The organism is Mycobacterium sp. MMS18-G62 (genome assembly GCF_053877835.1).
In genome coordinates this window covers 700230-725363 of sequence record NZ_CM132662.1, presented here as the reverse complement: position 1 = coordinate 725363, position 25134 = coordinate 700230, and the positions used below count along the sequence as shown (strand labels likewise).

24 protein-coding genes are annotated in these 25134 nt (G+C 62.6%); 8 read left to right on the top strand and 16 right to left on the bottom strand.

What is annotated here, in order from left to right; translation table 11 throughout:
• Positions 1 to 135: 135 nt before the first annotated feature.
• The 3 genes from ACWW36_RS03540 to ACWW36_RS03530 are packed head-to-tail and all read left to right on the top strand — an operon-like array spanning position 136 to position 3143.
• Positions 136 to 1206 (top strand): LLM class flavin-dependent oxidoreductase, encoded by a 1071-nt coding sequence (locus tag ACWW36_RS03540; RefSeq protein ID WP_456140226.1) that lies wholly within the window; start codon positions 136 to 138, stop codon positions 1204 to 1206.
• Positions 1199 to 1564 carry an SDR family NAD(P)-dependent oxidoreductase gene (locus ACWW36_RS03535; RefSeq protein WP_456140225.1) on the top strand — a complete coding sequence of 122 codons (366 nt, stop codon included), beginning with the start codon at positions 1199 to 1201 and terminating at the stop codon, positions 1562 to 1564. The genes ACWW36_RS03540 and ACWW36_RS03535 overlap by 8 nt, the downstream gene beginning before the upstream one ends.
• A 58-nt stretch (positions 1565 to 1622) precedes the next feature.
• The gene (locus ACWW36_RS03530; protein WP_456140224.1) at positions 1623 to 3143 is read left to right on the top strand and encodes a class I adenylate-forming enzyme family protein; all 1521 of its coding nucleotides are present in this window, start codon (positions 1623 to 1625) and stop codon (positions 3141 to 3143) included.
• A 100-nt stretch (positions 3144 to 3243) separates the two neighbouring features.
• Here the strand turns inward: ACWW36_RS03530 and ACWW36_RS03525 are convergent, their stop codons facing one another.
• The 12 genes from ACWW36_RS03525 to ACWW36_RS03470 form a co-directional block, all read right to left on the bottom strand.
• Entirely contained in the window at positions 3244 to 4080 is an 837-nt protein-coding gene (locus tag ACWW36_RS03525; protein ID WP_456140223.1) for a PaaI family thioesterase, read from the bottom strand.
• Positions 4077 to 4817, bottom strand: coding sequence for a FadR/GntR family transcriptional regulator (locus ACWW36_RS03520; RefSeq protein WP_456140222.1), 741 nt, complete (start codon positions 4815 to 4817; stop codon positions 4077 to 4079). Before ACWW36_RS03520 ends, ACWW36_RS03525 begins: the two co-directional genes overlap by 4 nt.
• Before the next feature lie 103 nt (positions 4818 to 4920).
• Positions 4921 to 6063: an acyl-CoA dehydrogenase family protein gene (locus ACWW36_RS03515; RefSeq protein WP_456140221.1), complete on the bottom strand. Its 1143-nt coding sequence runs from the start codon at positions 6061 to 6063 to the stop codon at positions 4921 to 4923.
• 6 nt (positions 6064 to 6069) lie between these two features.
• A complete protein-coding gene (locus ACWW36_RS03510) occupies positions 6070 to 7020 on the bottom strand; it encodes an acyl-CoA dehydrogenase family protein (RefSeq protein WP_456142349.1) in 951 nt (316 codons plus the stop codon).
• Between the two features lie 44 nt (positions 7021 to 7064).
• On the bottom strand, positions 7065 to 8267 hold the full coding sequence (locus ACWW36_RS03505; protein WP_456140220.1) for an acyl-CoA dehydrogenase family protein: 1203 nt from the start codon (positions 8265 to 8267) through the stop codon (positions 7065 to 7067).
• Between the two features lie 175 nt (positions 8268 to 8442).
• Complete coding sequence (locus ACWW36_RS03500) at positions 8443 to 9342, bottom strand: DUF2889 domain-containing protein (RefSeq protein WP_456140219.1); 900 nt, start codon at positions 9340 to 9342, stop codon at positions 8443 to 8445.
• A 132-nt stretch (positions 9343 to 9474) separates the two neighbouring features.
• On the bottom strand, positions 9475 to 10938 hold the full coding sequence (locus tag ACWW36_RS03495) for an aldehyde dehydrogenase family protein (protein ID WP_456140218.1): 1464 nt from the start codon (positions 10936 to 10938) through the stop codon (positions 9475 to 9477).
• 16 nt (positions 10939 to 10954) lie between these two features.
• Entirely contained in the window at positions 10955 to 11770 is an 816-nt protein-coding gene (locus ACWW36_RS03490) for a mycofactocin-coupled SDR family oxidoreductase (protein WP_456140217.1), read from the bottom strand.
• Between the two features lie 17 nt (positions 11771 to 11787).
• Positions 11788 to 12000: a hypothetical protein gene (locus ACWW36_RS03485; RefSeq protein ID WP_456140216.1), complete on the bottom strand. Its 213-nt coding sequence runs from the start codon at positions 11998 to 12000 to the stop codon at positions 11788 to 11790.
• Positions 11993 to 12445, bottom strand: coding sequence for a Zn-ribbon domain-containing OB-fold protein (locus tag ACWW36_RS03480; protein ID WP_456140215.1), 453 nt, complete (start codon positions 12443 to 12445; stop codon positions 11993 to 11995). The genes ACWW36_RS03485 and ACWW36_RS03480 overlap by 8 nt, the downstream gene beginning before the upstream one ends.
• Positions 12442 to 13641, bottom strand: a complete 1200-nt coding sequence (locus tag ACWW36_RS03475; RefSeq protein ID WP_456140214.1) for a thiolase C-terminal domain-containing protein — start codon at positions 13639 to 13641, stop codon at positions 12442 to 12444. Before ACWW36_RS03475 ends, ACWW36_RS03480 begins: the two co-directional genes overlap by 4 nt.
• A gap of 4 nt (positions 13642 to 13645) precedes the next feature.
• Positions 13646 to 14785 (bottom strand): amidohydrolase family protein, encoded by a 1140-nt coding sequence (locus tag ACWW36_RS03470; RefSeq protein ID WP_456140213.1) that lies wholly within the window; start codon positions 14783 to 14785, stop codon positions 13646 to 13648.
• Between the two features lie 214 nt (positions 14786 to 14999).
• Here ACWW36_RS03470 and ACWW36_RS03465 point away from each other — a divergent pair, with 214 nt between their 5' ends.
• Together ACWW36_RS03465 and ACWW36_RS03460 are read left to right on the top strand one after the other, a co-directional pair.
• Positions 15000 to 17459 carry a CoA transferase gene (locus ACWW36_RS03465; RefSeq protein ID WP_456140212.1) on the top strand — a complete coding sequence of 820 codons (2460 nt, stop codon included), beginning with the start codon at positions 15000 to 15002 and terminating at the stop codon, positions 17457 to 17459.
• On the top strand, positions 17452 to 18048 hold the full coding sequence (locus ACWW36_RS03460; protein ID WP_456140211.1) for a TetR/AcrR family transcriptional regulator: 597 nt from the start codon (positions 17452 to 17454) through the stop codon (positions 18046 to 18048). Before ACWW36_RS03465 ends, ACWW36_RS03460 begins: the two co-directional genes overlap by 8 nt.
• Positions 18049 to 18130: 82 nt before the next feature.
• On the opposite strand, the gene ACWW36_RS03455 is transcribed toward ACWW36_RS03460, so the two are convergent.
• Complete coding sequence (locus tag ACWW36_RS03455; protein ID WP_456140210.1) at positions 18131 to 18787, bottom strand: TetR/AcrR family transcriptional regulator; 657 nt, start codon at positions 18785 to 18787, stop codon at positions 18131 to 18133.
• Positions 18788 to 18894: 107 nt separating this feature from the next.
• On the opposite strand from ACWW36_RS03455, the gene ACWW36_RS03450 reads away from it, so the two are divergent.
• Genes ACWW36_RS03450 through ACWW36_RS03440 form a run of 3 tightly spaced genes read left to right on the top strand, consistent with a single transcriptional unit; the run spans position 18895 to position 21160 of the window.
• On the top strand, positions 18895 to 20121 hold the full coding sequence (locus tag ACWW36_RS03450; protein WP_456140209.1) for a cytochrome P450: 1227 nt from the start codon (positions 18895 to 18897) through the stop codon (positions 20119 to 20121).
• Complete coding sequence (locus ACWW36_RS03445) at positions 20118 to 20336, top strand: ferredoxin (protein WP_456140208.1); 219 nt, start codon at positions 20118 to 20120, stop codon at positions 20334 to 20336. The genes ACWW36_RS03450 and ACWW36_RS03445 overlap by 4 nt, the downstream gene beginning before the upstream one ends.
• Positions 20337 to 20338: 2 nt before the next feature.
• A complete protein-coding gene (locus tag ACWW36_RS03440) occupies positions 20339 to 21160 on the top strand; it encodes an NAD(P)-dependent oxidoreductase (RefSeq protein WP_456142348.1) in 822 nt (273 codons plus the stop codon).
• Between the two features lie 350 nt (positions 21161 to 21510).
• Here ACWW36_RS03440 and ACWW36_RS03435 read toward each other — a convergent pair whose 3' ends face one another.
• The 3 genes from ACWW36_RS03435 to ACWW36_RS03425 form a co-directional block, all read right to left on the bottom strand.
• On the bottom strand, positions 21511 to 22341 hold the full coding sequence (locus ACWW36_RS03435; protein WP_456140207.1) for a thioesterase family protein: 831 nt from the start codon (positions 22339 to 22341) through the stop codon (positions 21511 to 21513).
• A gap of 159 nt (positions 22342 to 22500) precedes the next feature.
• Complete coding sequence (locus ACWW36_RS03430; protein ID WP_456140206.1) at positions 22501 to 23835, bottom strand: phenylacetate--CoA ligase family protein; 1335 nt, start codon at positions 23833 to 23835, stop codon at positions 22501 to 22503.
• Positions 23836 to 23952: 117 nt separating this feature from the next.
• A complete protein-coding gene (locus ACWW36_RS03425) occupies positions 23953 to 25113 on the bottom strand; it encodes an acyl-CoA dehydrogenase family protein (protein WP_456140205.1) in 1161 nt (386 codons plus the stop codon).
• Between the last annotated feature and the right edge of the window lie 21 nt (positions 25114 to 25134).

The window sequence follows — 25134 nt, the reverse complement described above, 5'->3', positions numbered from 1 at the left end:
TGTGATCAAGCTCTGGCGAATCAGACATTGATTTAACTAATCAATTGATTGATTGTTATGTAGAGTATGACGGCGGTCACTCGGCGTCAAGCTTGTGTCCGCTACCACACAGACTGTGCGAAAGGAGCACCAGGGATGGAAACACTCCTCAGGTTCGACATGCGCGGGCCTTCGTTCGGTCCGCCGTTGGCCCACCTGTACGCGGCCGCTCTTGAGATGGCTGCATACGCCGACGAGCGGGGGGTCGACGCGGTGGTGGTCAGTGAGCACCACGGCTCAGACGACGGCTATTGCCCGGCCCCGACGGTGCTCGCGGGCGGGCTGGCGGCGCGAACGAAGCGGACGCGAATCCGGCTGGGTGTGGTGCTCCTTCCCCTGCACAACCCGATTGCGGTTGCCGAGCAGACTTTGGTGTTGGACCAGATGAGCGACGGGCGGGCGGAACTCGTGATCGGCGCCGGTTATGTCCCGAGCGAGTTTGCGATGTTCGGTCGAAGGCTTGGGCATAGGTCACGCCTACTCGACGATGGGCTGCCGCAGTTGGCCGCGGCACTGGCCGGCCAGGAGGTAACCGTCGGCGACCACACTTTCGTGGTTACCCCGACAGCCGTTCAGAGACCTCGCCCGCCTTTGTATGTCGGCGGGGGTGTGGCCGCTGCGGCGCGGCGGGCGGCCCGATACGCGGATGGATTCGCCCCCATGGTGCCCAATCTGGAGTTATACGATGCATACCGGGCCGAGTGCCGGTCGCTTGGGCACGAGCCAGGAAGAATCGTCGCAGCCCCGTCGACGCTCTTCGTCCACGTCGCCGAAGACCCCGGAAAGGCTTGGGAGACCATCGGAAAGCACGCCTTGCATGAACTCAATAGCTACGGGCGTTGGGCGATGGAATCGACTACCGGCACGCTCAACTCGCCGTTCGCACCAGTGGCGGATGTTGCCGCGGCCCGCGCGTCCGGGCTGTATAAGGTTGTCACCGTTGACGATTGCGTCGCGCTGATGAATGAGTTCGATTCCCTGGGACAGCCCGTCGTGCTGACACCGCTGATGGGTGGCCTGGATCCCGAGGCGGGATGGGCAAGCTTGCAGCTGTACTTTGAACAAGTGCTACCGGCCTACCGGGCGCAGAGCCATTCGGTCGCGACCGCGTCAAATGCCCGCACAGTCGTTGACCAAGTGAGCCGACAGAGTGCCAAAAATGGGTGAATTCACGTACAAGGTCGCGGTGGTTACCGGCGCAGCCCGTGGACAGGGACGAAGCCACGCCGCGGCGCTAGCCATTGAGGGCGCCGACATCATCGCCGTCGGTATCGCCACGGACATCGAATCGATCCCGTACCCGTTGGCGACGAAGGAAAAACTCGAGCAGACCGCGCAACTCGTCCGGGATGCCGGGCGGCGCTGTGCCGCCTATGTCGCAGACGTCCGCGAGCTCGGCGAGCTGCAGGCGTGCATGCAGTCGGGCATCGCCGAACTCGGCGACATCGACATCGTTGTGGCCAACGCGGGTGTGGTGCCCCAGGCAGAACTGACCCGACCGATGAACAGGTGTATCGCGACATAGTGGACACAAACCTCGCCGGCGTCTGGGCCGTTTCGAGTTCAAGGAGATGTAACGCAGAATGAGCGACGCACAGACTCAAAACCGCGTTGTTTCGTATGGTAAGCGGTTGTCGGACCTCGCCGAGATGCACCCCGATGCCACTGCACTGGTGTTCATCACCGTCACCGGTGATCAACAGCAGGTCAGCTGGCGGGAGCTCGATCAGCGGAGTAATCGGGTAGCGCGCTCGCTCGCGCGGATTGGCATCGGCCAGGGTGACATGGTGGTAGTCGAGCTGCCCAATTCGGTCGAGCACATCGTCTGCGCCTTCGCGTCATGGAAGCTCGGTGCGTGTGTGCTGCCTCTGCGCTGGGATCTGCCCGACTGGGAACGCGCGCGGGTGTTGGACGTGGCCCAGCCGGTGGCCGTGGTGGGATCGCGCACGGCCGAGGGCGCGTGGCAGCAAGTCAGTCCGGCGACGCTCGAGGATCCGGCGGTCAGCGCGGAGCCCCTCGCCGACTGCATTGCCGACCCTGCTCGAGCGATTGCCAGCTCGGGGTCGACCGGCACTCCAAAAGTGATCTGCGCCAGCGGGTCCGGCACTTTCGACCTGGACAGTATCGAGAACCTTCCCGCCCGCGTCACCGGGCAGCGCTCAGACCAAGTTCAGTTGGTGCCGGCACCGCTTTATCACACCAATGGATCGCTAATTACGTACCCATCGCTGCTGCGGGGGCAGTCGGTGATCCTGATGGAACGTTTCGTCGCGGAACTGGTACTCGAGGTGATCGAGCGTCACAAGGTGAACACGCTGACGGCGACGACCATCATGCTGCAGCGGATGGCCCGGTGTCCTGACGTGACGCGACGTGACCTGAGCTCAATCGAGTCGCTGTTACATGGCGGTGCTCCATTGCCGCAGTGGTTGGCCCGATTCTGGATTGACCGTGTCGGCCCGACAAAGTTTTTCGTCGCCTACGGATCCTCGGAAAATGCCGGCTCCTGTTTCGCGCGAGGCGATGAATGGTTGGCGCACCCCGGAACCGTCGGACGCCCGCTCAACACCGAGTTGCGGATACGCGACGAGCAGGGGCGTGATCTGCCGCCGGGTGAGACGGGGATGATTTACGTTCGCCGACCAGGTCAATCCTCACCGGTGTTCAACTACCTGGGCGACGTGCCGGCCGGTGTCGATGCGGACAACTTCACTTCTCTTGGCGACTTGGGGTGGGTCGGTGAGGACGGCTACCTATACCTTGCCGATCGTCGCGTCGACATGATCATCTCGGGCGGCGCGAACGTGTATCCGGCCGAAGTCGAGGGCGCGCTGACGGAGCATCCGGGAGTGATAGACGCAGTTGTCGTCGGGCTGCCGGACGACGAGTGGGGTGAGCGCGTACACGCCATCGTTGTGCCGGCCGACGTTGCCAGCCCACCGTCATCGGAGGAGCTGCGGAACTTCTGCCGCGAGCGGATCGCCGCCTACAAGATCCCCAAAACCGTTGAGGTGGTTGAGAGTTTGCCTCGAAGCGATGCGGGAAAGATACGGCGTGCCGATTTGGCGCGCGAGCGTCTACCCCGACCCACGGGTAAGAGCTAGCTAAGGACCCCCAAGCGAAGTCCGCTCGGAACGTTCGGCAAGAACCGGGCCGACCCAGGAGCCAGTCGCTGCATTCAGCGCTCGATCTACGAAGTAGCCACTAGCGATAGGCGGTTACGCGTGCCGCCAGCGCGGGCTTGCCATCGTTCGCGATCGCACGTGCCTCCGCGACGGCGGTCCCGCGTCCGATACGCAACGGCGTCGCTTCATAGCGGGACCGTTCGCCGGCGCGGAAAGGACGCAGGAAGTTCACTCTGACGGACGCGGTGCGCATCGGCGCGCCACCAGTGTTCACCGTCGCTGATGCGGCCAACTCGAGTCCCGCCGAAGCAACCCCGCCGTTGATGACGCCGGCGGCGTTGTTCAGAAACGGGTCGACGTGCTGACGTAGGACTCGGACGCCGTCGGCAGGGGGCATCGGCGACACAGCCATCAGTTCCGCCAAAGAGGTGCCACCGCGCTTGGTCATTGTCTCTGGAGGCTCATTCAGGTCGAGTACTTCAGGCTTGACAAAGTATGAGCGAATCGTGCCGCCACCGATGACAACGCCGTCACATGTGAGTGTGCAAACGGAAAGCGCTGTCCCGCTGTCGCGAAGGCCCAGCGGCCGCCCGGACGCGACGATGGGGCAAGCCCCTATCGCAGTCGCCCGCTCGCTTCCATCGGGGCTCAGCTCAATGGTTAATTCGCTGGACACCGTCCACTCAGCGTCGCGACGCCGCAAGTGGTTGGACATTCCGCTAACCGCATTGATGAGCACGCCGAGCGGGGCAATGGTCGGCAGGTCGGTGAAGGGGTTGCGCATGCCCGCGAGTGGCATCGACATCTCCACGATTGCGGACTCCTGATCCGCGGTCAAAACCTCGATCCCGAAACGCCGCAGCAGCTGGATCGGAGTTTCGATGTCATAGTCGGTTTCGCGGCTCACCTCTGTCATTCGAGAAGGTCGAGGACCGTGGATGATTCGGAATCCGACAGCAAGAACTCTTCCGCCTTCTGCAGGTGCCTTTTCCACAGCTCGCCGGCCTTGTCGGCCTCCCCGGCTTTGACCAGATCCAGCACCATGCGATGGCTTTTTGCCGATCGGCGGACCGCCTGCTCTGCGGGGGCACCGTCGGTGGGCTGCAACGAGCGATTCGCCTTTTCGACGATGTGATGCAGCATGTCGCTGACGATCTGCAATGTCTTATTGTCCGACAGCCGTGCGATCGCGGCGTGAAAGCATGTCAGCTGGATCACGGCATCGCTGCCTGGGTTCAACTGTTCCTCGGCCTCGACGATCTGCTCCAGTTTCGAGATGACGTCTGCGTTGCGCTCTTTGGCCAACTGCACGACCAACGGCGCCTCGAGTGCCATTCGTGCCTCGTAGACGTCTTTGAGCGTCACACCTTCGTACTCGAGAATCAGTCCGGCATAACGCGCGAGGATTTCGCGTTTGGGCCGGGTGACCCGGGCGCCGCCACGCACGCCTCGCTGGACGACGATGAGCGATTCGGATTCGAGAACGCGGAATGCCTCCCGCAGCGTCGGCCGTGACACACCGAACCGCTCCATGAGCTCTGACTCCGGTGGGAGCATCGTCCCTTCAGGGATTTCGCCGCGGATGAACATCCTGCGCAGCACCGTGGCCACCCGATCGGCCATCTTCGGCTCGCGGAAGCTAGTGACCTCCATATCGACCTCCACCGGTATCGCAAATACAGATAACTATTTACATGTTAATCGATATGGGCAACTGACGCGGCGATCCGCTCCATCACGGTGGGCAAACTCACGCTCAATAGCCCATCGCCCGGCCCATGAGGTCCTTCATGATCTCGGTGGTGCCCGCATAGAGTCGCTGCACTCGAGAGTCGCGCCACAGCCGGGCCACCTCGTATTCGTTGATGTAGCCGTAGCCGCCGTGAAGCTGCAGGCATCGGTCGATGATTTCCCACTGCACCTCGGAGGTCCACCACTTCAGGCCCGCGGCGTCGGCGTCGGACAGGGTTCCCTCGTTGACCGCAAGCACGCACTGATCGAGATACGTCTGTGCCGCATCGAGTTTGACCTGCATCTCGGCGATGAAGTGCCGATTGACTTGAAACGTTCCGATGGGCTGGCCGAAGGCCGTTCGCTCCAGCGCATACGCCTTTGTGAGGTCGAGGGCTCGCCGCGCCGCGGGTAAGGCGTAGCAGGCCACACCGACTCGTTCGAAGGGCAGGTTGGACACCAGATGATAGAAGCCGCGATTCAGCTCCCCGACGAGGTTCTCTTTCGGCACTCTTACGTTGTCGAAGAACAACTCTGCGGTGTCTGCGGAGAACTGCCCGATCTTGTCGAGCTTGCGGCCGCGGGTGAAACCCTCCATACCGTCTTCGATCATCAGCAGGCTGATGCCTTTTCGCCCAGCCGCCGGATCAGTCTTCACCGCAGTAAGCACGAGCTTCGACAGCAGCCCGTTGCTGATAAATGTCTTCTGCCCGTTGACCACCCAATGATCGCCCTCGTCGCGCGCAGTCGTCTTGATGCCGGCAAGATCGGACCCCGCCGCCGGCTCGGACATCGCAATCGAACCGATGTATTCGCCGGAGATGAACTTCGGCAGCCAACGCGCCTTCTGGTCGTCGGTGGTCAAGCTGTTCAAATAGGGCATCAGGATGTCGTTTTGGACGCCAAGGCCGATGCCGACCGAGCCGGTCATGAACAATTCCTCGGAGATGATTTGGTTGAACCGGAAGTCCTTCACACCGAGTCCGCCGTATTTCTCGTCGAACTCCCAGCCGATCAAACCGTGCTCGCCTGCGGCCAGCCACGCTTCACGGCTGACCTTGCCGTCGCGCTCCCACTTCTCCACATTGGGAACGCACTCTCGCTCGAAGAACTCCCGCGCAGTGGCGCGGAAATCGTCATGTACCTCGTCGAAAATGTTGCGGCGCATGCTTCCTCAGTCCACGTTGATGATCGCGGGCAGCGCCTGCCCGGGCGCATACGTGTCAAACAGGCGATCGGCGAGCAACGACTCCAGCTGCTGGTAGGAGCCACACAACGCGTCGATCTGAAAGCCGCGCTTCACATATCGGTGGAGGTCGTGTTCGGCGGTCAACCCCACCGCCCCGCACACCTGCAAGACAGCATCGGCGACGCCTCGGTGTGCCCGACCCGCTGCTACCTTCGCGGCTTGGGCCGACAACACCCCGCCATACCGCCATGAGTCGTCGAGAAGCGCTCGGGCACCTTCTAGTCTGGCCGCAGCCGCCGCGAGGGCATGGCGTGGGGCCTGCAGTGATCCGATTGGCGAACCGAATTGGACGCGGACGCTGACCTGTTCGACTGCGATGTGCATTGCCTGGTCAGCCAGCGCTACGAGTTCGGTCGCCAGCGAGCGATGCGCCGCGGCGATCGCACGCCCCCATTCCGTGGACGCATCTGCGAGGTCGCCGTCGACGGCCCCCTCGACGCGAGTCCAGATCACCGTTGCGTCGAAGGTGTCGAGTCGTTCGGCTCGCAGCTGGTCGGCGTCGACGACGGCGACGGAGACCGTTCCCATCGCGCCGGAGATCGGAATTAGGACGCGCCCGCGCGGCGGACCGAGCAGGATGCCCGTCACCTGACCGTCGTCGGAACTTGGCGTGGCACCGTGGGACAGGGCAGGCAGCACTATGGCATCGACCGGTGAGTCCACCGAGGATGCGAGTTCGGCCAGCATGACACGGTCCAGCGCATCGGTGAGCGCCAAGGTCCGACCCTGTGCCCGGAACAACAGCGCACACGCGTCTACTGGGTATTCCGACTCAATCTCCGACCAACCGAGCTCGGACAGCAGTGCGTCGATGGAGACGTGGTCTCCCTTGGTCGCGACTTCGTCGAACTGGCGGAAGACCGCCTCTTCGATCATCGGCCACGATTCGTCGGTCGCATTCGCTATACGCGTGCGGATGGTCACTTCGCGCGCCTTTCCTTGGGCAACCCCAAAATGTGGTCGGCGATGAGCCCGCGCTGAATCTCGGCGGTCCCGCCCATGATCGTGACCGCCCGTGAGTACCACCACCCCGCGCGTGCGGTGTCGAGCTCGACAGAACCGCCGCCGTTGCCGGCCATCATGTGGTCTCGCGCGACGTCGAGGATCAGGTCGTGGGCCGCACGCTCGGCTTCGCTGCACAGCAGCTTGTCGATGCTGCTTTCGGGGCCTACCGACTCGCCGGCAGCCAGTTTGCGCACGGTCGTGGCTGCACTGGCTTTCGCTGCGATGACGTCGACGTAGACGCGCGCAAAGCGTTCTCGAAGAGCCGAACCCGCTCCGCGGGTGACCATCAATTCGCGCAGCCGTCCCAACTCGACCAGCACTTTGTTCAGCGCCGCGTAGCCGTACATGCCTCGCTCGTACTGCATCAGGAACATCGTCACGGCCCAGCCGCCGCCGACCTCGCCGATTAGCCGTTCCGGCGGCACCCGCACGTCGTCGAAGAACACCTCGGCCAGCTCGCGTCGCCCGCTGGCCAATGCGATTGGCCGCACAGTTAACCCTGGTGTGTCTGTGTCAATCAGCAACATCGTCAGGCCGCGGTGCCTACTCTCTGGCGACCCCGTGCGCACGAGCACGCAGAGCCGCTTGGCCGTGGCACCATGGCTGGTCCAGATCTTTTGGCCGTTCACGACGAATCCGTGTGAGCCCTCGTCGGTGGCCCGGGTCCGCAGGGAGGCAAGGTCGCTGCCGGATTCGGGCTCGGAGAAGCCCTGCCCCCACCACTCGGCGCCCTCCAGATAGCGGGGAAGGTATTCACGAGCCAGGTGCGGGGCGAACTTCAGGGTTGTGGAACCCATGATCTCCAGCGTCCACGCCTGCGGCGGGGTTGGCAGCATCGCGTTCGCGAACTCCTCGAAGAGGACGGCACGATGAATCTCATTCCCGCCCGAGCCGCCGAATGCCTCGGGCCAGCCGTAGCGGTTCCAACCGTCGGCGTGCAGACGGGCCATCACAGTCGCGCTGTGTGCGAGCTCGGCCTCGACCGTCGAGTGTGCGGCGCTCCGCCACTCATCGACGCAGTCGAGCGTGCGTAGATACTGCCGGAAATCTTGACGGAAGATCGCGACCTGCGACACATAGTCGCTACGGTTCGCCACGTCGTTGATGGCTGCCGACACCGTGTCACCCCCTTCAGGGCCGAATTGCGATTCGATCAGCCGGGAGTGTCGAATCAGCTAAACAATTATCTATAACAGGTACACTACATCGCGCCCGCAGTCCAGGAGGAGCAAGTCCCACGCGTCGGCATGATCCATTGGTCTAGTTCAACCGGAAACTCCCTCTGCAGAACTGTCAGTTAGTGGGAAGCAGTGCGATCAGTGCTGCCGCGTCGCCGATGCTGCGCAGGAGGTCGTTGAGGTGCGTGCACGTCGACGTACCGTGCAGTTCTTGACGGATACGGAAGTGCAACTCGTTCAACCTCATTCCGACGATGCGGGTCGCGCTGGCCACGGCGCCCGGACATTCCTGCCACGGCAGTACCCGAGGTACGGCCTCCGAGCGCACGATGGTCCCGGTGTCGGAATCCACGGCTGCCTCGAGCGTGTACTCGTGGACGATGGTTTCCGTGCCGTCGGCGCGCACGTAAGTGTCGCGAAACATCGCGTCGATCTGGATTTCGCGTCCTTCACCGCTGTTGCTCACGTCCAGCCTGCGTCGACGGCGCATCCCATGAACGGGAAGCGTCGCCATCTCGTGCCAAGCCAGCGCGTCGTCGGGGCCTTCGAGACGCGGCGCCGGCGGCCCGGTCACGACGGCGGGGTCCCCGTTCTCGAACGACGTCATCAGCAGGCCGCCGGTGGCGAAGCCGGCGCACTGGTCGGCGACCGGCAGATAGCCGGACTTCGCCGCGACTCCCAGCACTCCCGACGCCGACAGGGCATGTCCGGAGATGAGCGTGGCGACTGGAATATCGTCGAGCAACGTATAGCGCAAGTCTCGACGTGCTCTCAGACTGGGCGCAGCCTTATCGACCGCGGCGCGAAACCCGCTCATGGCGGGCGCCCCGACGAGATGCATACCCGAAACGGGCGGTTCAACCTCGAGGTGCTGAACGACTCGAGCGATCATCTCGACTGTCGCCTGCAGTCGGGCGCGGCCCACTTCGGTCGCCGTGCCGTCGCGGGCGGTCTTGAGGTCGCGTGCTCGGCCCGACAAGTACACCGGATCCATGGAGCCCGGATCGCGTGCCATATCGATGGAGCTGGTTCGCCGCACCGAGCCTGGTACCCGCGGCGGCGTCCCACGCGTCGGTTCGTGAATACCGTGCAGCGGATGTAGGCCGAAACGGGGTGTGCCCAAAGCAGTTCCGCTCATATCGGTGAATCAGGCTATGCTGATGCTCTTGGTTCGCAGGAACTCGTCGAGCCCTTGTCGACCGCCTTCCTTGCCCATGCCGCTGATGCCGATACCGCCAAAGGGTCGGTGCGCTGGGATGTTCATTGCGCCGTTGATCAGCACTTCTCCAGTCTCGAGTGCTTCGGCGACCCGGTGTGCGCGCTTGAGATCGTTGGTGAACACATACCCGGACAGCCCATAAGGTGTGCTGTTCGCGATCTCGATGGCTTCATCTTCGGTGTCGAACGGCATGATCGATAACACCGGCCCGAAGACCTCTTTCTGCGCCAGTTCGGACTTGGGGTCGACATCGGCGAATATGGTGGGCTGCAGGAAATATCCATCCGCGAGGTCACCGCCAATACGCTCACCACCTGTGACCAATCGTGCGCCGTCACGCTTGGCGCGCTCGATCATGCCCAAGATCCGTTCCAGCGCTGCGGCATTCACGACAGGACCAGCCAGGGTGTCTGGTTCGAAAGGGTCGCCCACCTTGATCATCGACGCCATCGCCGAGACTCGCGCGATGACGTCGTCGTATAGCGGCCGTGCCACGATCATTCGGGTCGGAAACGCGCATCCCTGGCCGCTCAACAGCCCCACCGAATTCATTGTGCCGATGCTGCAGGCGAGGTCGAGATTCGCGTCCTCGAAGAGGATGTTGCCGGATTTTCCGCCGAGTTCCATGACCGCCGGCTTGATCTGCTCGGCGCAGGCCGACAGGATCTTGCGCGCGGTATCCGTGCCGCCGGTGAAAGTGACCTTCTTGACGAGCGGATGCGCGACGAGCGCCGCTCCGGCTTCGGCGGACCCGGGTACCACGTTAATCACGCCGGCGGGAATCCCGGCTTCTGCAGCGAGATCGGCGTACAGGTCGGAACTGAATGGGGTGAGCTCGGACGGCTTGATGACCAAGGTGTTGCCGGCGGCAAGGGCCGCAGGCACTTTCATCGCCAACGAGATGAGGGGACCGTTCCAGGTGATGATCACGCCAATCACCCCATAAGGCTGGCTCAACGTATAGCTGAACTCGCCGTGAGTTCTGAACGACGACGAGATCTCACTGGTGATCTTGTCGGCCCAACCCGCGTAGTAACGCGTCCACTCGACCGACATCGCGACAAGTCCGCCCACCACACCCGACGCGGTGCCGTTGTCAAAGGTGCCGAGTCGGACGAACTCGTCACTGTGTCGTTCGATCAAGTCGGCAAAGCGCATCAGAATACGCCTGCGCTCAACCGGATTGGTCTGCCGCCACTCGAGAAACGCAGAGTGGGCGGCATCGACAGCCTCTTCGATCTCGGCCGGGCCGGCCAGCGGGATGTCGCCGTCGGGCGTCCCATCGCACGGGTTGATGTGTTGGAAAGTGCCTCCGGACCCGGTATGTCGTTTCTCACCGCCGATCCTCAGTGAAATGTCCGGGCGGGCTGTATCGAGTGTCGAGCTCGTCATTGCATCAACCTCTCCGTTATCGAACCGCGAAGCCGGCGTCGAGCGGCCAAGCAGTGCCGGTGATGAACTTCGCCTCGTCGGAAACCAGCCAGGCGACAGCATTGGCGATGTCTTCGGGTTGAAGGATCTGTATGGGCAGGACGTTCTGCATGGATGACAGCGCCTCGTCATTGGCTTCGAACAGCTTGGCCATCGTCTCGTTCATCACCATGCCGGTCGCCACCCCGGTCGGGTGGATGGTGTTGACCCGGATTGAGTGCGGCCCAAGGTGATTCGCCCATACCTGCATCAAACCGACGATGCCGCGTTTGGCGGCGGCGTAAGCGTGGCCGCCGGCACGGTCGGTGCCGGTGGCCTTCAAACCAGCGCTCGAGCTTGTCATCACGATCGATCCGCCGCGGCCGCCGTCGATCAGGGTGGGGATCGCTGCCTCGACGGTGTTCCACACACCGACCAAGTTCACGTCGACGATGTCCCGGAATATCCCGCGTCGGTTCGACCCCTCACTGAGGCGCACGATCCCGGCATTGGCCACCACGATGTCCAGCCGGCCGAATTCGTCGACGCCCTCGCGGACAACGGCATCGACGGCGTCGCCGTCGCGGACGTCGGCTTGGCGGGCCACAATTCGCCGACCCTGGTCCTCCACGAGCTTGACCGTCTCTTCGAGGTCGGCAGGTGTCGCGTTGGGATAGTCCATGGTGTCGATGTCGGCACAGATATCCAGTGCGATGATGTCGGCGCCTTCACTGGCCAGGCGGACGGCATGGGCGCGGCCCTGCCCTCGAGCCGCGCCGGTGATAAAGGCGACTCTGCCTTCAAGATTTCCCACGATGTGTCTCTCCCTTATCAGTCCGGCGCGTGGCCGGTGTGGATGCGTGCCAATCTCAAACCTTCTTCGGAGTCGTCGACCTCGACGCTCCAGTTGCCGCACGTGCACCACGCGCGGAAGTGACCGTTCTCGGGCAGAATCACCTGCCCGTCACAGTCGCCGCCGGTGTTGGCGATGCTGGCGAGGAATTCGAGCGGTTTCTCGTGCAGAGCGCTGTCGTGGTCAGCCATGGTTGGCTGCTGCGCTGGGGCGGAACACCGGAAGTAGCCAGCCGTCCGCGATGGGAGAGAAGTCGACGTGCAACGCCATTCCGATGGTCACGTCGGTGGGCGCTACGTCCACGATGTTGCTCACAAGCCGAGCGCCGGGTGCGTCGGGTAGGTCTACCACCGCAGGCACGACGATTAGATCGGGCATGCCGGGAATGCCATGCACGACCGCGTAGCTGTAGACGGTTGCCGTTCCGCTGAGCTGGACCCAGTTGACGGTCTTGGACTGGCATCCAGGGCAGAACGGAGTGGGTGGTAGGCGGAAGGTGCCGCAGTCGGCGCACTGCGGTGCGACAAGGCGTCGCTCTTTTGCTGCCTGCCAGAACGGTTCGGTGTCTTTGTTGACCGCGATCCGGACGCGCTCGCCAGGAAGGGTGGCCGCCAGCGTGACAGGGGGCGCGTTCATGCCGCACGCCCCAGGATGAGGCCACTGACCGGCAGACTCGCCGGACCGCCGGTGACCAACGCGAGTTCGGCGTCGTTGACTTGGTTGATGGCGGTGCCGCGCATCTGCTCGACTCCTTCCATGATGTGGGTCATCCCGACGATGTAGCCCTCCGACAGTTGACCGCCGTGCGGGTTGAGCGGGATGGAGCCGCCGTCGTAGCGGATCGCGCCGCTTTCCACGAACGCGCCGCCCTCGCCCTTGTCACAGAATCCGTAGTCCTCGAGTTGCATCAGCACCATCGGGGTGAAGTGGTCGTAGAGCAGTGCCACGTCGATGTCGGCGGCGGTGATTCCGGCTTGCCGGTAGAGCCGGTCGGCGATTGGTTTGTTACCCGAGGACGCGAAGTACTCATCAGGCATGCCCATCCACGCGAATGCGCGTCCCCACTCTTTGACTCCACCATGGGCGGCGGCGACCACCGGGACCGGTGGCTGACGCAGGTCGCGGGCCCGGTCCATGCTCGTGGTGATCACAGCGACGGCACCATCGGTCTCCTGACAGAAGTCGTAGAGGCACAACGGTTCTGCGATCATCCGCGCGTTGAAATAGTCTTCGAGCGTGAGCGGTTCCCGATGCATGGCCTTGGGCCGATTCAGTGCGTTGGCGCGTGTGGAGATCGCGATCTCGGCGAAGGCCTCGCGCCGAGTGCCGTACAGATGCATGTGTCGGCGCGCCAACACCGACATCAGCTGACCGGGGCCGAAAAGACCTGAGGGCTGCAGGAACGAGTTGATCGGGTCGGGCTGTATCGCCGAGAACACTGATCCGAGCCGTTGTTTTGATTGTTGCAGCGCCATCACGGTGACCACGACTGAAGCGTCTCCGGCGACGATGGCCGCGCGCGCCAGTCCGATCGCCCCGGCCGAACCGCCGCCGCCCGAGGTGAGCGCCGCAGTGAACCGGACCTCGGGAATGCCGAGGGTCTCCATGAAATCGCCGGTGTCCATCTTCTCGCTGTAGCCGGCGCTGGCACCCGAGTAGTAGGCGAAACCGTCTATGTCGCGCACTGCCAGCCCGGCGTCCTCACACGCGGCGAGGATCGCCTCACCGGCGAGTTCGGTGATGGTCTTCGGGAGCGACTCACCGCGCTTGTAGTAAGGCGTCGCACCGATTCCGACGACGGCGACATCCCGCAGACCCTTCGAATTCACCACTGGCTCAGATACTTTCGGTTGGGATGGGGGGGACATCAGGGAACAGCTCGAAGAAGGTGCCCTGGGTGATACGCAGCCGTGTTTCGTCGCTGACCCCGTCGAACAGCGTCTTGAGCGTGTCCTGGGTGTGGCCGAACGTGCCCTCCATGTGCGGATAGTCGCTGCCGAACATCACGTTGTGGTAACCCATGTGGTCGAAGGCGGAGACCGCGGTTTCATCGTGCTGAAACGACGCGTAGACCTGGCTGTACAGAATCTCTTTGGGGCTGCGGCTGAGCTTTGGGCGCACCGCCATATGGTGTTGGCGATACCCCTCCAACAGCCGGTCACCCAGGAACGGAACCCATGTCGCACCGCCCTCGGAGATCAGCACCTTCAAATTCGGATGCCGATCCAGCGCGCCGCCAGCCACCAGTTTCATGGTGGCCCGCTGCCCGGAGAAGGTGGTCTCGGCGTAGTTCATGATGGCGCCACCCGGGCCCCTGTACACCAAACCCGCGCCGCCGGTGATGCTGTTGCCTGCAGTCGCATCGACGGGATCGGTGCCGATATGGAAGGCCAGCACCATGCCGGCCTCTTCTGCAGCCGCCCATAGCGGCTCCCAATCGTTGCGGTTCCAGTCCGGGGCACTCGGATGAGGAGTGGTTGGAAGAAAGACTGCCTTGAATCCCTTGTCGGCCGCCCACTGCAGTTCCTCGACCGCGTCATCGACCACCAGCGTGGAAACTTGCGCGGTGACCACGTACCGCGGTGACACCGCGGCGATCTCTTCGAGCGCCCACTCATTGCTGGCCCGCATGCACGCCTTGAGCAGCTCCGGTGTGCGGAAGGTGGACCCCCACATCCCCAGCGACGGGAAGATCACCTCGCCCCACACACCTTCGTGGTCGAGGTCACCCAGTCGTGCGCGCGCGTCTCGCACGCCCTGCGGCCTCGAGCTCATTTCGGCGAACGCGACGAGGGCCGACGACGGCAGTTTCCGCCTGAAGATCTGACCGTCGACGTAGACGGTCTCGTACTCGCCGTCGGGGTCCTTTTCCGCCCGCGGGCACAACTCGGCAAGCCGCTTGGGCAGCCGGGACTGCCAGAGATCGTCGGGTTCCAGGAAGTGTGAGTCGCCGGAGTTCGTCCAGATCTTGGTCATTTGGTCCTCCAGCCAGATGTCAGCATATGAAAAATTGATTTTCAACGAGGTTAGTGGCGCGTGGCGGCCGATGTCAACGCCCGTCGACGAAAGTGCTCTTGAACCCTGCGACGATGAAGCGCTACCATGCGGTGCACGTCACATCTGGTCCCGGGATGTAGTGGACCACGAAAAGTGATTTTTCGAAGTAAGAAGGTCAAAGGAGTCGCGTCGAATGCCCCCTTCCGCCAGCGCTCAGGCCGCGCCCGAACCGACGACACCGCTGGCTGGCATACGAGTCGTCGATCTATCCACCACGCTGCCCGGCGCGTTCTGCACACAGTTCCTGGCGGATTCCGGTGCGGATGTTCTGATGGTCGAGGCGCCCGGTGGAAGTCCGGTCCGCACGCTGCGCGGCTGGCCCGCGCTCGGCCGCGGCAAGCGCAGCCGGGTTGTCGATCTGCGGTCCACCTCAGGGGCGGCCGAACTGGATGAGGTGCTGCACGACGCCGACGTCGCGGTGACGACGTACAGTCCCGCCGCGCTCGCGGATCTGGGCATGGATTCCGAGGCGCTGCTGGCGCGTCATCCGCGGTTGGTGATCGCCCACATCACCGGTTGGGGCCGCAGCGGGCCGTGGCAGGACCTGAAGGGTTACGAGGGGCTCGTGCTCGCCAAGGCCGGTCTGTTTCATGCCGTACGCCGGATGGCGAATCCGCCACGGCCGTCGTATGTCTCCGTTCCCTATGCAAGCTTCGCCACTGGACACATTGCGGCGCAAGGAATCCTGGCAGCGCTGCGTGAGCGCGACCGCAGTGGGTTCGGCCAAATCGTCGAGGCCGATCTCGTCCGCGGTGTGCACGCCATCGATGCGTGGAACTGGTTCGGCGAGATGGTCGGTATCCGGTGGCCCGAGGCCTACACCACGGTCGACGCCTGGACAGAGCAAGGTACCCCACAGAGTCCGATGCTGTTGGCGCTCTTGGCCGCTCCTACCAAGGACGGGCACTGGTTGCAGTTCGCCCAGGTAAAGCCGAATTTGTTCGCGGCGATGCTAACCGAGTTCGGAGTGACCGAACTTCTCGCCGATCCGAAATGGAATGGCTTTCCGGCACTGGAAAGTCCGGAACTGTACAAGGAATTCTGGTCGATCCTGTTGGCGAAAGTCGGCGAACGCACCCTCGCCGAATGGCAGCAGTGTTTCGACGACAACCCGGACCTGTGTGCCGAGTTGTTCCGCTCCGGACCTGAAGTCCTCGGTCATCCTCAGCTGGCGCACGAGGGGCGGTCGACGCTCGTCGAGGATCCCGAGGTTGGGCTGGTCCGCCAGCCGAGCACCCTCGTTCACACCCAGAATGGCACGCTGCGCCGACCTTCTCCGGCACCTCGACTCGGAAACGCTGGAGGCATCTGGGCGGCTGATGCGTCCGCCGTCGAGGCCTCCGGTGACACGCGATCGGCGCCGCCGCTAACGGGCGTCACCATTGTCGAGTTCGGCGAGATGTTCGCTGCTCCCTACGCCTCGAGCGTGCTCGCCGACCTCGGCGCACGCGTCATCAAGTTCGAGAACATCAATGGTGACGACATCCGCAACCTCCTGCCGTTTCCGGAAGCGGCTGGCGCGAAGGTGATGCAGGGCAAGGAAAGTATCCAGGTTGATCTGCACACCGAGGAGGGACGGGCGGTGGCTCACCGCCTCGTCGCGTCCGCCGACGTTGTGCTGCAGTCCATGCGGGCCGGCGTTGCCGACAGGCTGGGTATCGGTGCCGAGACGCTGCACGCAATCAACCCCGACCTCATTTACGTGTCGGCGCCAGGCTACGGCGTCGACGGACCCTTCGGCTCACGTCCCGCGTACGCCCCGAGCATCTCTGCGGCCGGGGGAGTGGCGCTGACCAACACACCGGACGCCGCGTGCATGACCTCGAACCTCGACGAGGTCATGCACCACGTGCCGCGGGTCACGTCCGCGGGAACGACACCGGAGTTGCAAAGCGATGGCGTGGCCGCCCTCGGCGTCGCTTCGGCGATCCTCACTGCCCTTGTCGGGCGCGACCGCGGCCGTCCGATCAACGATGTGCGTACCTCGATGCTTGCGACGGTGACGCATCTGCTCACCGACTGGGTCGTCGACTACGCCGATGCTCCAGAGCCTTCAGCGTCCCGACACGACGGCAAAGGGCTCTCGGCGCTCTACCGGATCTACGACGCCAGCGAGGGACACATTTTCCTGGCCACACCTCAAGCCAAGGAATGGCAGCCGCTCGTGGCAGCGCTGCGGGATTTCGCCGATCTCGGCGGTGATCAACGCTTCTCGACCGCGGAGGGCCGGGCGGCTAATGATGACGAGCTCGCCCGACGTCTCGAGGCTGCATTCAGCAAAGAGTCGGCGGCGTTCTGGGAGAAACATCTCGGGGCGGCGGGCCTTGGATGTGTGCAACTGTACGAGGGTGCTCCGGCACGGCTCATCCAGACGGATCCACAACTCGCGGCCGAATACACCGTGGCTGCTGTGAGCCCCATCTTCGACGAGCACCTGCGGTTTTCGCCGCTCGTCGGGATGAGTCGATCAGAGGTCAGGGCGCCCGGCGGATGTCTGGCAGGTCAGCACACCGTCTCGGTGCTGCGCGAGTTCGGTTACGATGACGCGACAATCACGAAGTGGCAGGATGCCGGTGTGATCCATTGTGGTTGAGACTCGGTCGATCGATCGCTCATCGGAGCGGCAGCACATCATCGACGCCGCCTACCGTTGTCTGGACCGCAACTCGTCGGCTTCGATCACCGAGATCCTCGATGAAGCGGGTCTCGGAACGCGGGCCTTCTATCGGAACTTCAACACCAAACACGATCTTCTGTTGGAAATGTTTCGTAGGGATCGCGAGATGGTGCAGGCGCAACTGCGCGAGGTCGTGGCGCGCGCCCAAACCCCCGTCGAGGCGCTGCGGGCGTGGATGACGCATCTGTTCGAACTGGTGTCGAATCCGCGCAAGCGCAAGAGGGTCGCCATCTTCTACTCCGAGGAGCTGCGGCGCACTCCGGGTTATGCCCGCGAACTCGAACTCCTCTTGGCGGCCGATCAAGCTTCAATCGCGGCGATCCTGCACGGAGGCAAAGCCGAAGGAATCTTCACCGCGTGCAACCCGGAGGTGGATGCTCGGTCGATACGGGCGGCTTTCGACGCCGCACTTGTCGACCGGTTCCATCAGAAGTCGACGGTAGATGCTGCCGACGAGGCCGAACAGCTGCTGGGCTTCGTACTGCGCGGTCTGGGCGCCGCTTAGCCTTCACCGGGACGAGCCTGGTGCAGATTGTCTGCACATGCCCAGCGCGCCTACTCCTCGGGCGTGTGAGAATCGTCGACCGTCAGACAGACAGCTGTGGCCTGATGGCGCCGGGAAGGAACGTCTGCAGGAGTCCCTCGTCCCCCCCAACTCCTGGCCGCCCCGGCTCTTCGATCAGGCTCCAGCACACCCGAACGACCCACTCCGCCAGCAACTGTGGCGGCACATCGGTACGTATCTCGCCGTCAGGCGCCTCTGCGAAGCGGTTGGCAAGCTGGCCGATGATCTCAGCCCGCCATGATGTCGACCGCTCGGTAGCGTGGAACGTCCGCGCCAACTCATTCGTCGTAGTCATCGACAGGATGGCGGGGGAGTTTCGGGCGAAGTCAAGCCCGGCCAGCACCGCGTTGATCAGGCGGTCCACGAACAGCCCATCTTGCTCGAAGTGGAATTCGACGGTCGCAACCAAAGCCATGTTCGCACGCACGAAACACGCCGCGAGTATCGCGTCAATGTTCGGGAAGTAGGCGTAGACGGTGGTTCGGTGGACGCCGGCCTTCGCCGCCACGTGCGTCATCCTCGTCTTATTGGGGCCGCGTTCGGCGAAGCATGCCTCGGCTGCCGTGATGAGGCGCTCTCGGGCCTGCTCGTCCGTGATGGGAAGATCGGCGCCCCATGCCGGGGCGCGCTGCCGCTCGGCCGTTCCCCGCCTGTTCGCAGCGGTCGTCCTGCTAGCCATTGTTGACCCGATCTTCACCGCATACCAGCGTGTGACCGAAACTATATAACTAGTTGTACTGTAGTTGGCGGCACACATTGTGCCTAACTGTCGGAGAGGAATCAGCAGTGTCGTCGCCAACGGATACCTCGATTGTGGAGAAGTTCGATCATCATTCGCCATCGTTTCGTGATGCACCGCACGAGATGATGGCCGAGATGCGATCACGTTGCCCCATAACGCGTTCCAGCGAACACGGCGGCTTCTGGGCGTTGTTGGACTACCAGTCCGTGTTCGGGGCATCGCGTGATGATGCCGTGTTCAATTCGTATCCTTCGGTGGGTGTTCCGGCCAGTGGAGCGCCCTTCCCGATCCTTCCGATCGAAACCGACCCGCCTCTGACGCAGAAGCTACGCGCCGTGACGGTGAAGGCGTTCTCTCCCGGTCAGGCTGAGGCCCTTCGGCCACTGGCACGGAAAATGGCCCGGGAGATGGTCAACGAGTTCATCGAACGCGGCGAGTGCGACATCGTCGACGAACTCACCACGCCGCTGCCGGCGAAAATGATCCTGCACATGCTCGGCTTTGACCAGTCACGCTACGCCGAATGGGTGCAATGGGTGCACTCCATGGTCCACGACCGCGCCCACGACGAAGAAAAGGCCGGGGCAGCGGTCATGGAACTCTTTGGCGAGATCTACAAACAGATGTCGAAGCGTCGCGAGAGCGGTGAACTCGGCGAGGACCTGTTCGGCCGAATCCTCAACGGGCACATCGATGATGTGCCCCTGGATGACACCCAGATCCTGATGTACACCGTGCTGATGATGCTCGGCGGGATGGACACCACAAGCGGCCTGACTGGCAACGTGTTGTACGCCCTGACAGAACAACCCGAGTTGAAGCAGCGGCTCACCCACAATCCCGACCAGATCAAGCAAGCCACCGATGAACTTCTGCGGTGCTTCTCGCCGACTCTAGGTATGGCGCGCACAGTCTCCTGTCCAGTCGATTTTCACGGCCGTCATATGAAACAGGGCGACCGGGTGATCATGATGTACGGTGCGGCGAACCGCGACCCAGCTGTGTTCGAAAACCCCGACGAGGTCGACCTGGACCGCCCGAACAGTCAGAAGCACATGGCATTCGGAGTGGGCATGCACCGATGCCTCGGATCGCATCTTGCGCGCATGATGTTCCAGGAGATGCTCGCCGAAATTCTCCAGCGGATGCCAGACTTTCGGCTTGGCGGAGAGGCGGTCCGCTTTGAAGATGCCGGCGAGGTCTGGGCCATTCGTCATTTGCCTCTGACATTCGCACCCGGTCCGCGGCTTTGCACGGAGGACGATCTGTGACCGTTCAAATCCGCTTCGACGCCAAGCATTGTGCTGGACACGCCCTTTGCGCGGCAGCGGCCCCGGACGTCTTCGAGCTCGACGACGCTGGCTATTGCATCCCGCCGGACCCTCAGGTGCCGCTCGATCTCGTCGAGCAGGCTCAACGTGGGGCCGACGCCTGCCCAATGCGACCGATAGCGATGATCACCGTCGAAGCATCGTTTGGAGGGTGACCATGCAGATCGGATTCCTCGGCGCAGGCCAGATGGGCGAGCCGATGGTGCATCGGCTGCTGAAAGCGGGACACGCCGTCACGGTGCTGGCGCGCCGTGACGAGGTGCGGATCCGCTTGCGCGAGGCGGGCGCGACTGTGGTCGAGTCCGTCGTTGATGCGGTTCGTGGTCGCCCGTTCATCGTGAGCTGCTTATTCTCCGACGCCCAACTTCGCGAACTGGCGCTCGGGTCGGCGGGGTTGCTGGCTCATGCGCCGCCGGGCGCTGTCTTCATCTCGCACACCACAGGAACGGTGGGAACGTTGCGCGAACTGGCGTCGATCGGGCATGCGCTCACCGTGCTGGATGCTCCGGTCAGTGGCACAGCAGAAGACATCGAAAACGGCCGGTTGACCGTCTTGATCGGCGGACCTTCCGATGCGGTCCAGCCCGCGGCGTCGATCGTCGGCGCTTATGCCTCTACCGTGGTTCCCACTGGTGAGTTGGGAACCGCGTTGAACCTCAAGCTCGTCAACAACGTCCTCTTTGCCGCCAACGCGCAATTGCTCGGGGCTGCAGTCGAAGTCGCCGAGGGGCTCGATATCGACGGGGACGACTTCCTGCAAGCGCTGGCGGCCTGCAGCGCGGACAGCAAGGTGGCGGGTTATGTGCGTGGCATCGGCGGGATGGCCAACTTCGCCGAGGCCGCGGGGCGCTTTCTCCGCAAGGACGTCGACGCCGCTCTGAGTGCGGCGCAGGAGGCGGGCACCAATCTAGGCCTGCTCCAAGACATTATCCGGCGCGGACCGTTATCCCTCACCGAGACCAGCGGGGTGAACGCGTGACGGAATACGACTACCAGGACGGTCGAAACCGCGTCGTCGACGACCGACTAAGTTCTTGGCTGCACGGTTCGGAGTGCACGGCTATTTAATCCGATAAACGGTTACGTGGTCGGTCGGCCGTACGCGGAATTCCCGCCGTGGAAATGGGTCAGCCGTACTCAACGCAGTCCAGACCCTCGGACCCGCTGATGCCATAACGCGAAAGCCGATGAGCCGCTGGCGTGCTCGAGGGAGCGATTAGCGCACCACAGTTCCGCCGACGATTCACGTCGAAGCCGAGATGGCGCGATCCGACTCAGGAAAGTTGTTCGAGAACCGTCTGATCGAAAGTGCTGCGGTGGACCGGTCTGTCAGGCCGGGGTGGCGGATGGCAACTGCGCGGCCGGTGGCGTGAACCCGGGGTGGGCCAAGGCCGTGACCATCCCGCTCCCGATGGGCCCGTCGCTGTCGAAGAGGGTGGCGCTGCCGGCAGCGATTCCCGTGTGATGATAGTGGGTCAGGGCGGCCAGGCCGATGTAGTCACTCCGAGGGAGGCGACTGAGTGTCATCGTGTAGTCGGCATTGATGAATTGGAGGCCGGCCACTCCAAAGTTAGACACCGAACTGGTGATATCACCCGCCATGGCCGCGCGAACGAAGGGTGCAAGTGGCTCGTCATCAACGAGGGGATGGGTTTCCTTGACCCATGCGTACTTCGGCCCGTTGTGCCGCCACTCATCGACTCCCACACCGGTGATCCCATGCACGGGATCGCGACCGTACGACTGAATCACCATGGGAACGTTGACGGCAACCGGATCGGGGTCTGCCGGCGGCGCCGGCATTGAAATCGGCGACGTCCACACTGCATTGGCTTCATGCTCGGCGGGGCCAAGGAATAGCGCACTCCCGCGGGCGACCAGGATGCCTTGCTGGGTCATCGTGGCGTCGAACAATGCCAACCGACGCCCCTCACGAACGAGAGAGGTCTCCACTGATACGGGGTCGAGGCTGACCGGACGGAGCAGATCGACGGTCAGCCGGGCGGGCCGCAACCGGATCGTCTGCGCCGCTGCTCGGTCGATGGCTCGAGCGAGCAGACCGCCAATGTAGTTGCCGGCCAACGACGGACCCCACGGCCCCCTGGCGATCGAGGTCGGCGCGAAAATGTCACCATCTGAGAGGAAGAAGGGGCCTGCCATCAGCCGGTGACTCCCGGGCCACCCTTGGCTCGGACCGTACGGACGGGTGCGAACACCAGTACCTCCTTATCACGCTTTTGCGCACGCATGCGCAGGTAGCCCGGCGCCCAGCCCAACGACCTCTCGTGCGCCGACTTCAAGGGCGAGTTCAGACCCTTTCTACTCTCTGACCACTCGCTGTGCTTTCACAACCGTGCGAGGCAGCGTTCCCGCTGGTAGCACTTCAACAACAAACCGGACCTTTAGCTTTTCGCGAAGTTCATGTGCCAGGCGCTGAGCCAGATCCTCTGGGGCGTCATCAGTTCGTTCCACACGGACTTTCAACGAATTGAGAAAGCCAGTTTTCGGATCCTCAACCGACTGATCGACAACGATTACATACTCATTCGTGGTGTTGGGCATCGCTCGTACAATCTCTTCGACAGCAGACGGGAAGAGGTTGACGCCGCGTATAACAAGCATGTCATCGGCTCGGCCGATCACGCCCTCGACCAGACGAGCATGCGTGCGGCCATCGGGAGCGGGTGAACGAGTTCGCATTACGGTATCGCCGGTCCACCAGCGCACCAACGGGCTCGCTTCCTTGTTCAAGTGCGTAAGGACCAGCACTCCGCGTTCGCCGTCGGCGACCGGCTCCTTTGTGATCGGATGGAGCACTTCAATATAGATATAGTCTTCCGGTACCTGAAGGCCCAACTGCTGGTGAGTTTCCCAACCGATCGGCGAACACTCTAGTGATCCGTAGCAGTCGAAAGCCTTGGCCTTCCACGCATCCTCAAGGCGCGACCGCGTCGCTGCAATGCTGGCGCCGGGCTCACCGCCAATTGACAGAATGTCGACCGTACTGGTCCCAATATCGAAACCCATGTCGCTCGCCGTCTCGGCGATATGGGCCATGAACGATGGGGTACCGACAACGCAGCGCGTCCCATATCGGCGGATCGTCTCGATCTGGCGCTTAGTGTCCCCAGCGCCACTGGGAATTACAAGCGCGCCCAGGCGCTGGGCGCCTAATGTTGCGCCAAGACCGCCCGCAAACCAGTTGTAATTGAACATGCATTGGAAAACGTCGTTCCGCCTCAGTCCCTGCGCATAATAATAACGAGCCCAAATATCTGCCCATAGATCAAGATCATTTTGAGTATGCAGCGCTGGTTTTGGCTCTCCGGTAGTGCCAGATGAGAAATGCACGCGAACTGCGTCGCTCACCTCGACTGCACGCATTGTGCCGAATGGCGGATCCGCGGCGATGCTTGCTACATAGTCTTCCTTATATGTCAATGGGAGTTGTTGCAGGCTATCCAGGCTAAGCAGGTCAGTTGGGTTGAAACCGGCGCGGTTGAAAACATCCTTATAGTACTGGCTCGTGCGGGCAACCCGATCGAGCTGACGCTGTAGCGCAGTGAGCTGAAACGACTCGATCTGGTCCCGTGACCACAGCTCAACTTCATCCCAAATTTCGGCAGACCAAGGATGACCATCATTCTGCTTCATGATTAGCTTTCCGATAAGTAATGTACTCGGGATAGCGCACACCACTCTTGCACATCCATTCAGCCTCGTCCGACCCCAAAAGGGGATCGGCAACGAAGAGTCCTGTCGGATTCCTCGTCATAATGACTCCTCAACTTCCTTGCGCACCGCGCGCGCAAGGACCAAGCGCTGGATTTCAGACGTACCCTCATAGATCTCGGATATACGTTGGTCACGATAGAACCGCTCAACAGCGCTGGGCTTGCAGTATCCTCTAGCACCCCAAACCTGCATTGCCGTATCTGCTGCGCGATGGGCGACTTCAGAGGCATATAGCTTGCACATGGCGCTCAAATGCGTGACATCCTTGCGCTCGTCATATGCCTTTGCGGCCTCGTACAACATCATCCGCGCCGCGGAGATTTCCGTGGCCATGTCGGCAAGTTTGAAGCCGATGCCCTGATAATCGATAATGGAATTGCCAAACGCGCGACGGTCAACGGCGCGTCGCGAGGCCTCGTCATAGCAAGCCAACGCAAGACCAAGGCACTGTGCAGCGACCATGATGCGTCCGACGTTCAATGCCTGAAAAGAGAGGCGCAGTGCTTGATTTTCCGGTCCAACGCGCGCTTCATCAGGCACCACGGTGTCGAGTTTCAAGTTGGAGGTGGGGCTTCCGCGCACGCCCATCTTGTCGCAAAGTTCATCGACAATTACTCCGGGCTGCTCCTCATCGACGATGAAGGCAGAAATTCCACGCCCGCCCGCAGCCGGGTCGGTCTTCGCAAATACGACATAGTAGCGAGAGGTGCCGCCACCTCCTATCCAGTATTTTTCGCCTTTGAGGCGCCAGGAATCTCCCGTGCGCACTGCCCGCGTTTCGATGGCCGCAGCGTCAGAACCAGTCGTTCGCTCGGAGAGTGCAAAGCTGGTCAAAACGCCTTTCGCTACCTCACCTAGATAAAATCGTTTTTGCTCTTCATTTCCGCCCAGCAATATCGGGAAAGACCCCAACTGATAAACGCAAAGGACTGCGGCCGTTGAGGCACAACCCGTACCCACTGCTTCAACGACAGCGGCGGTCGCGGTAATGCTCGCTCCTTCGCCTCCATATTCCTTTGGAATGAAGAGCGCACCCAGCCGGTGTTCAAAAAGCTTGCTGACATTCTCCGCTGGGAAGCGTTGCTCGCGATCGATTTCCGCTGCGTTAGGTGCAAAATGAGCTCGGGTAAGCGACACGGCGATGTCGCGCCAGCGGGTGGATTCGTTGTCGAGCGTGGGCTGCCAGATTACGGACACTTGTTTCCTTACTGTTTTTGA

Bases quoted from the DNA above. Each gene is read 5' to 3' on its own strand.
- ACWW36_RS03535 (WP_456140225.1), top strand. From the start codon at position 1,199: ATGGGTGAATTCACGTACAAGGTCGCGGTGGTTACCGGCGCAGCCCGT.
- ACWW36_RS03530 (WP_456140224.1), top strand. From the start codon at position 1,623: ATGAGCGACGCACAGACTCAAAACCGCGTTGTTTCGTATGGTAAGCGG.
- ACWW36_RS03470 (WP_456140213.1), bottom strand. From the start codon at position 14,785: ATGACCAAGATCTGGACGAACTCCGGCGACTCACACTTCCTGGAACCC.
- ACWW36_RS03495 (WP_456140218.1), bottom strand. From the start codon at position 10,938: ATGACGAGCTCGACACTCGATACAGCCCGCCCGGACATTTCACTGAGG.
- ACWW36_RS03500 (WP_456140219.1), bottom strand. From the start codon at position 9,342: ATGGCACGCGATCCGGGCTCCATGGATCCGGTGTACTTGTCGGGCCGA.
- ACWW36_RS03430 (WP_456140206.1), bottom strand. From the start codon at position 23,835: ATGAAGCAGAATGATGGTCATCCTTGGTCTGCCGAAATTTGGGATGAA.
- ACWW36_RS03485 (WP_456140216.1), bottom strand. From the start codon at position 12,000: ATGGCTGACCACGACAGCGCTCTGCACGAGAAACCGCTCGAATTCCTC.
- ACWW36_RS03510 (WP_456142349.1), bottom strand. From the start codon at position 7,020: ATGATCGAAGAGGCGGTCTTCCGCCAGTTCGACGAAGTCGCGACCAAG.
- ACWW36_RS03520 (WP_456140222.1), bottom strand. From the start codon at position 4,817: ATGGAGGTCACTAGCTTCCGCGAGCCGAAGATGGCCGATCGGGTGGCC.
- ACWW36_RS03435 (WP_456140207.1), bottom strand. From the start codon at position 22,341: ATGGCAGGCCCCTTCTTCCTCTCAGATGGTGACATTTTCGCGCCGACC.
- ACWW36_RS03540 (WP_456140226.1), top strand. From the start codon at position 136: ATGGAAACACTCCTCAGGTTCGACATGCGCGGGCCTTCGTTCGGTCCG.
- ACWW36_RS03525 (WP_456140223.1), bottom strand. From the start codon at position 4,080: ATGACAGAGGTGAGCCGCGAAACCGACTATGACATCGAAACTCCGATC.
- ACWW36_RS03440 (WP_456142348.1), top strand. From the start codon at position 20,339: ATGCAGATCGGATTCCTCGGCGCAGGCCAGATGGGCGAGCCGATGGTG.
- ACWW36_RS03480 (WP_456140215.1), bottom strand. From the start codon at position 12,445: ATGAACGCGCCCCCTGTCACGCTGGCGGCCACCCTTCCTGGCGAGCGC.
- ACWW36_RS03515 (WP_456140221.1), bottom strand. From the start codon at position 6,063: ATGCGCCGCAACATTTTCGACGAGGTACATGACGATTTCCGCGCCACT.
- ACWW36_RS03465 (WP_456140212.1), top strand. From the start codon at position 15,000: ATGCCCCCTTCCGCCAGCGCTCAGGCCGCGCCCGAACCGACGACACCG.
- ACWW36_RS03455 (WP_456140210.1), bottom strand. From the start codon at position 18,787: ATGGCTAGCAGGACGACCGCTGCGAACAGGCGGGGAACGGCCGAGCGG.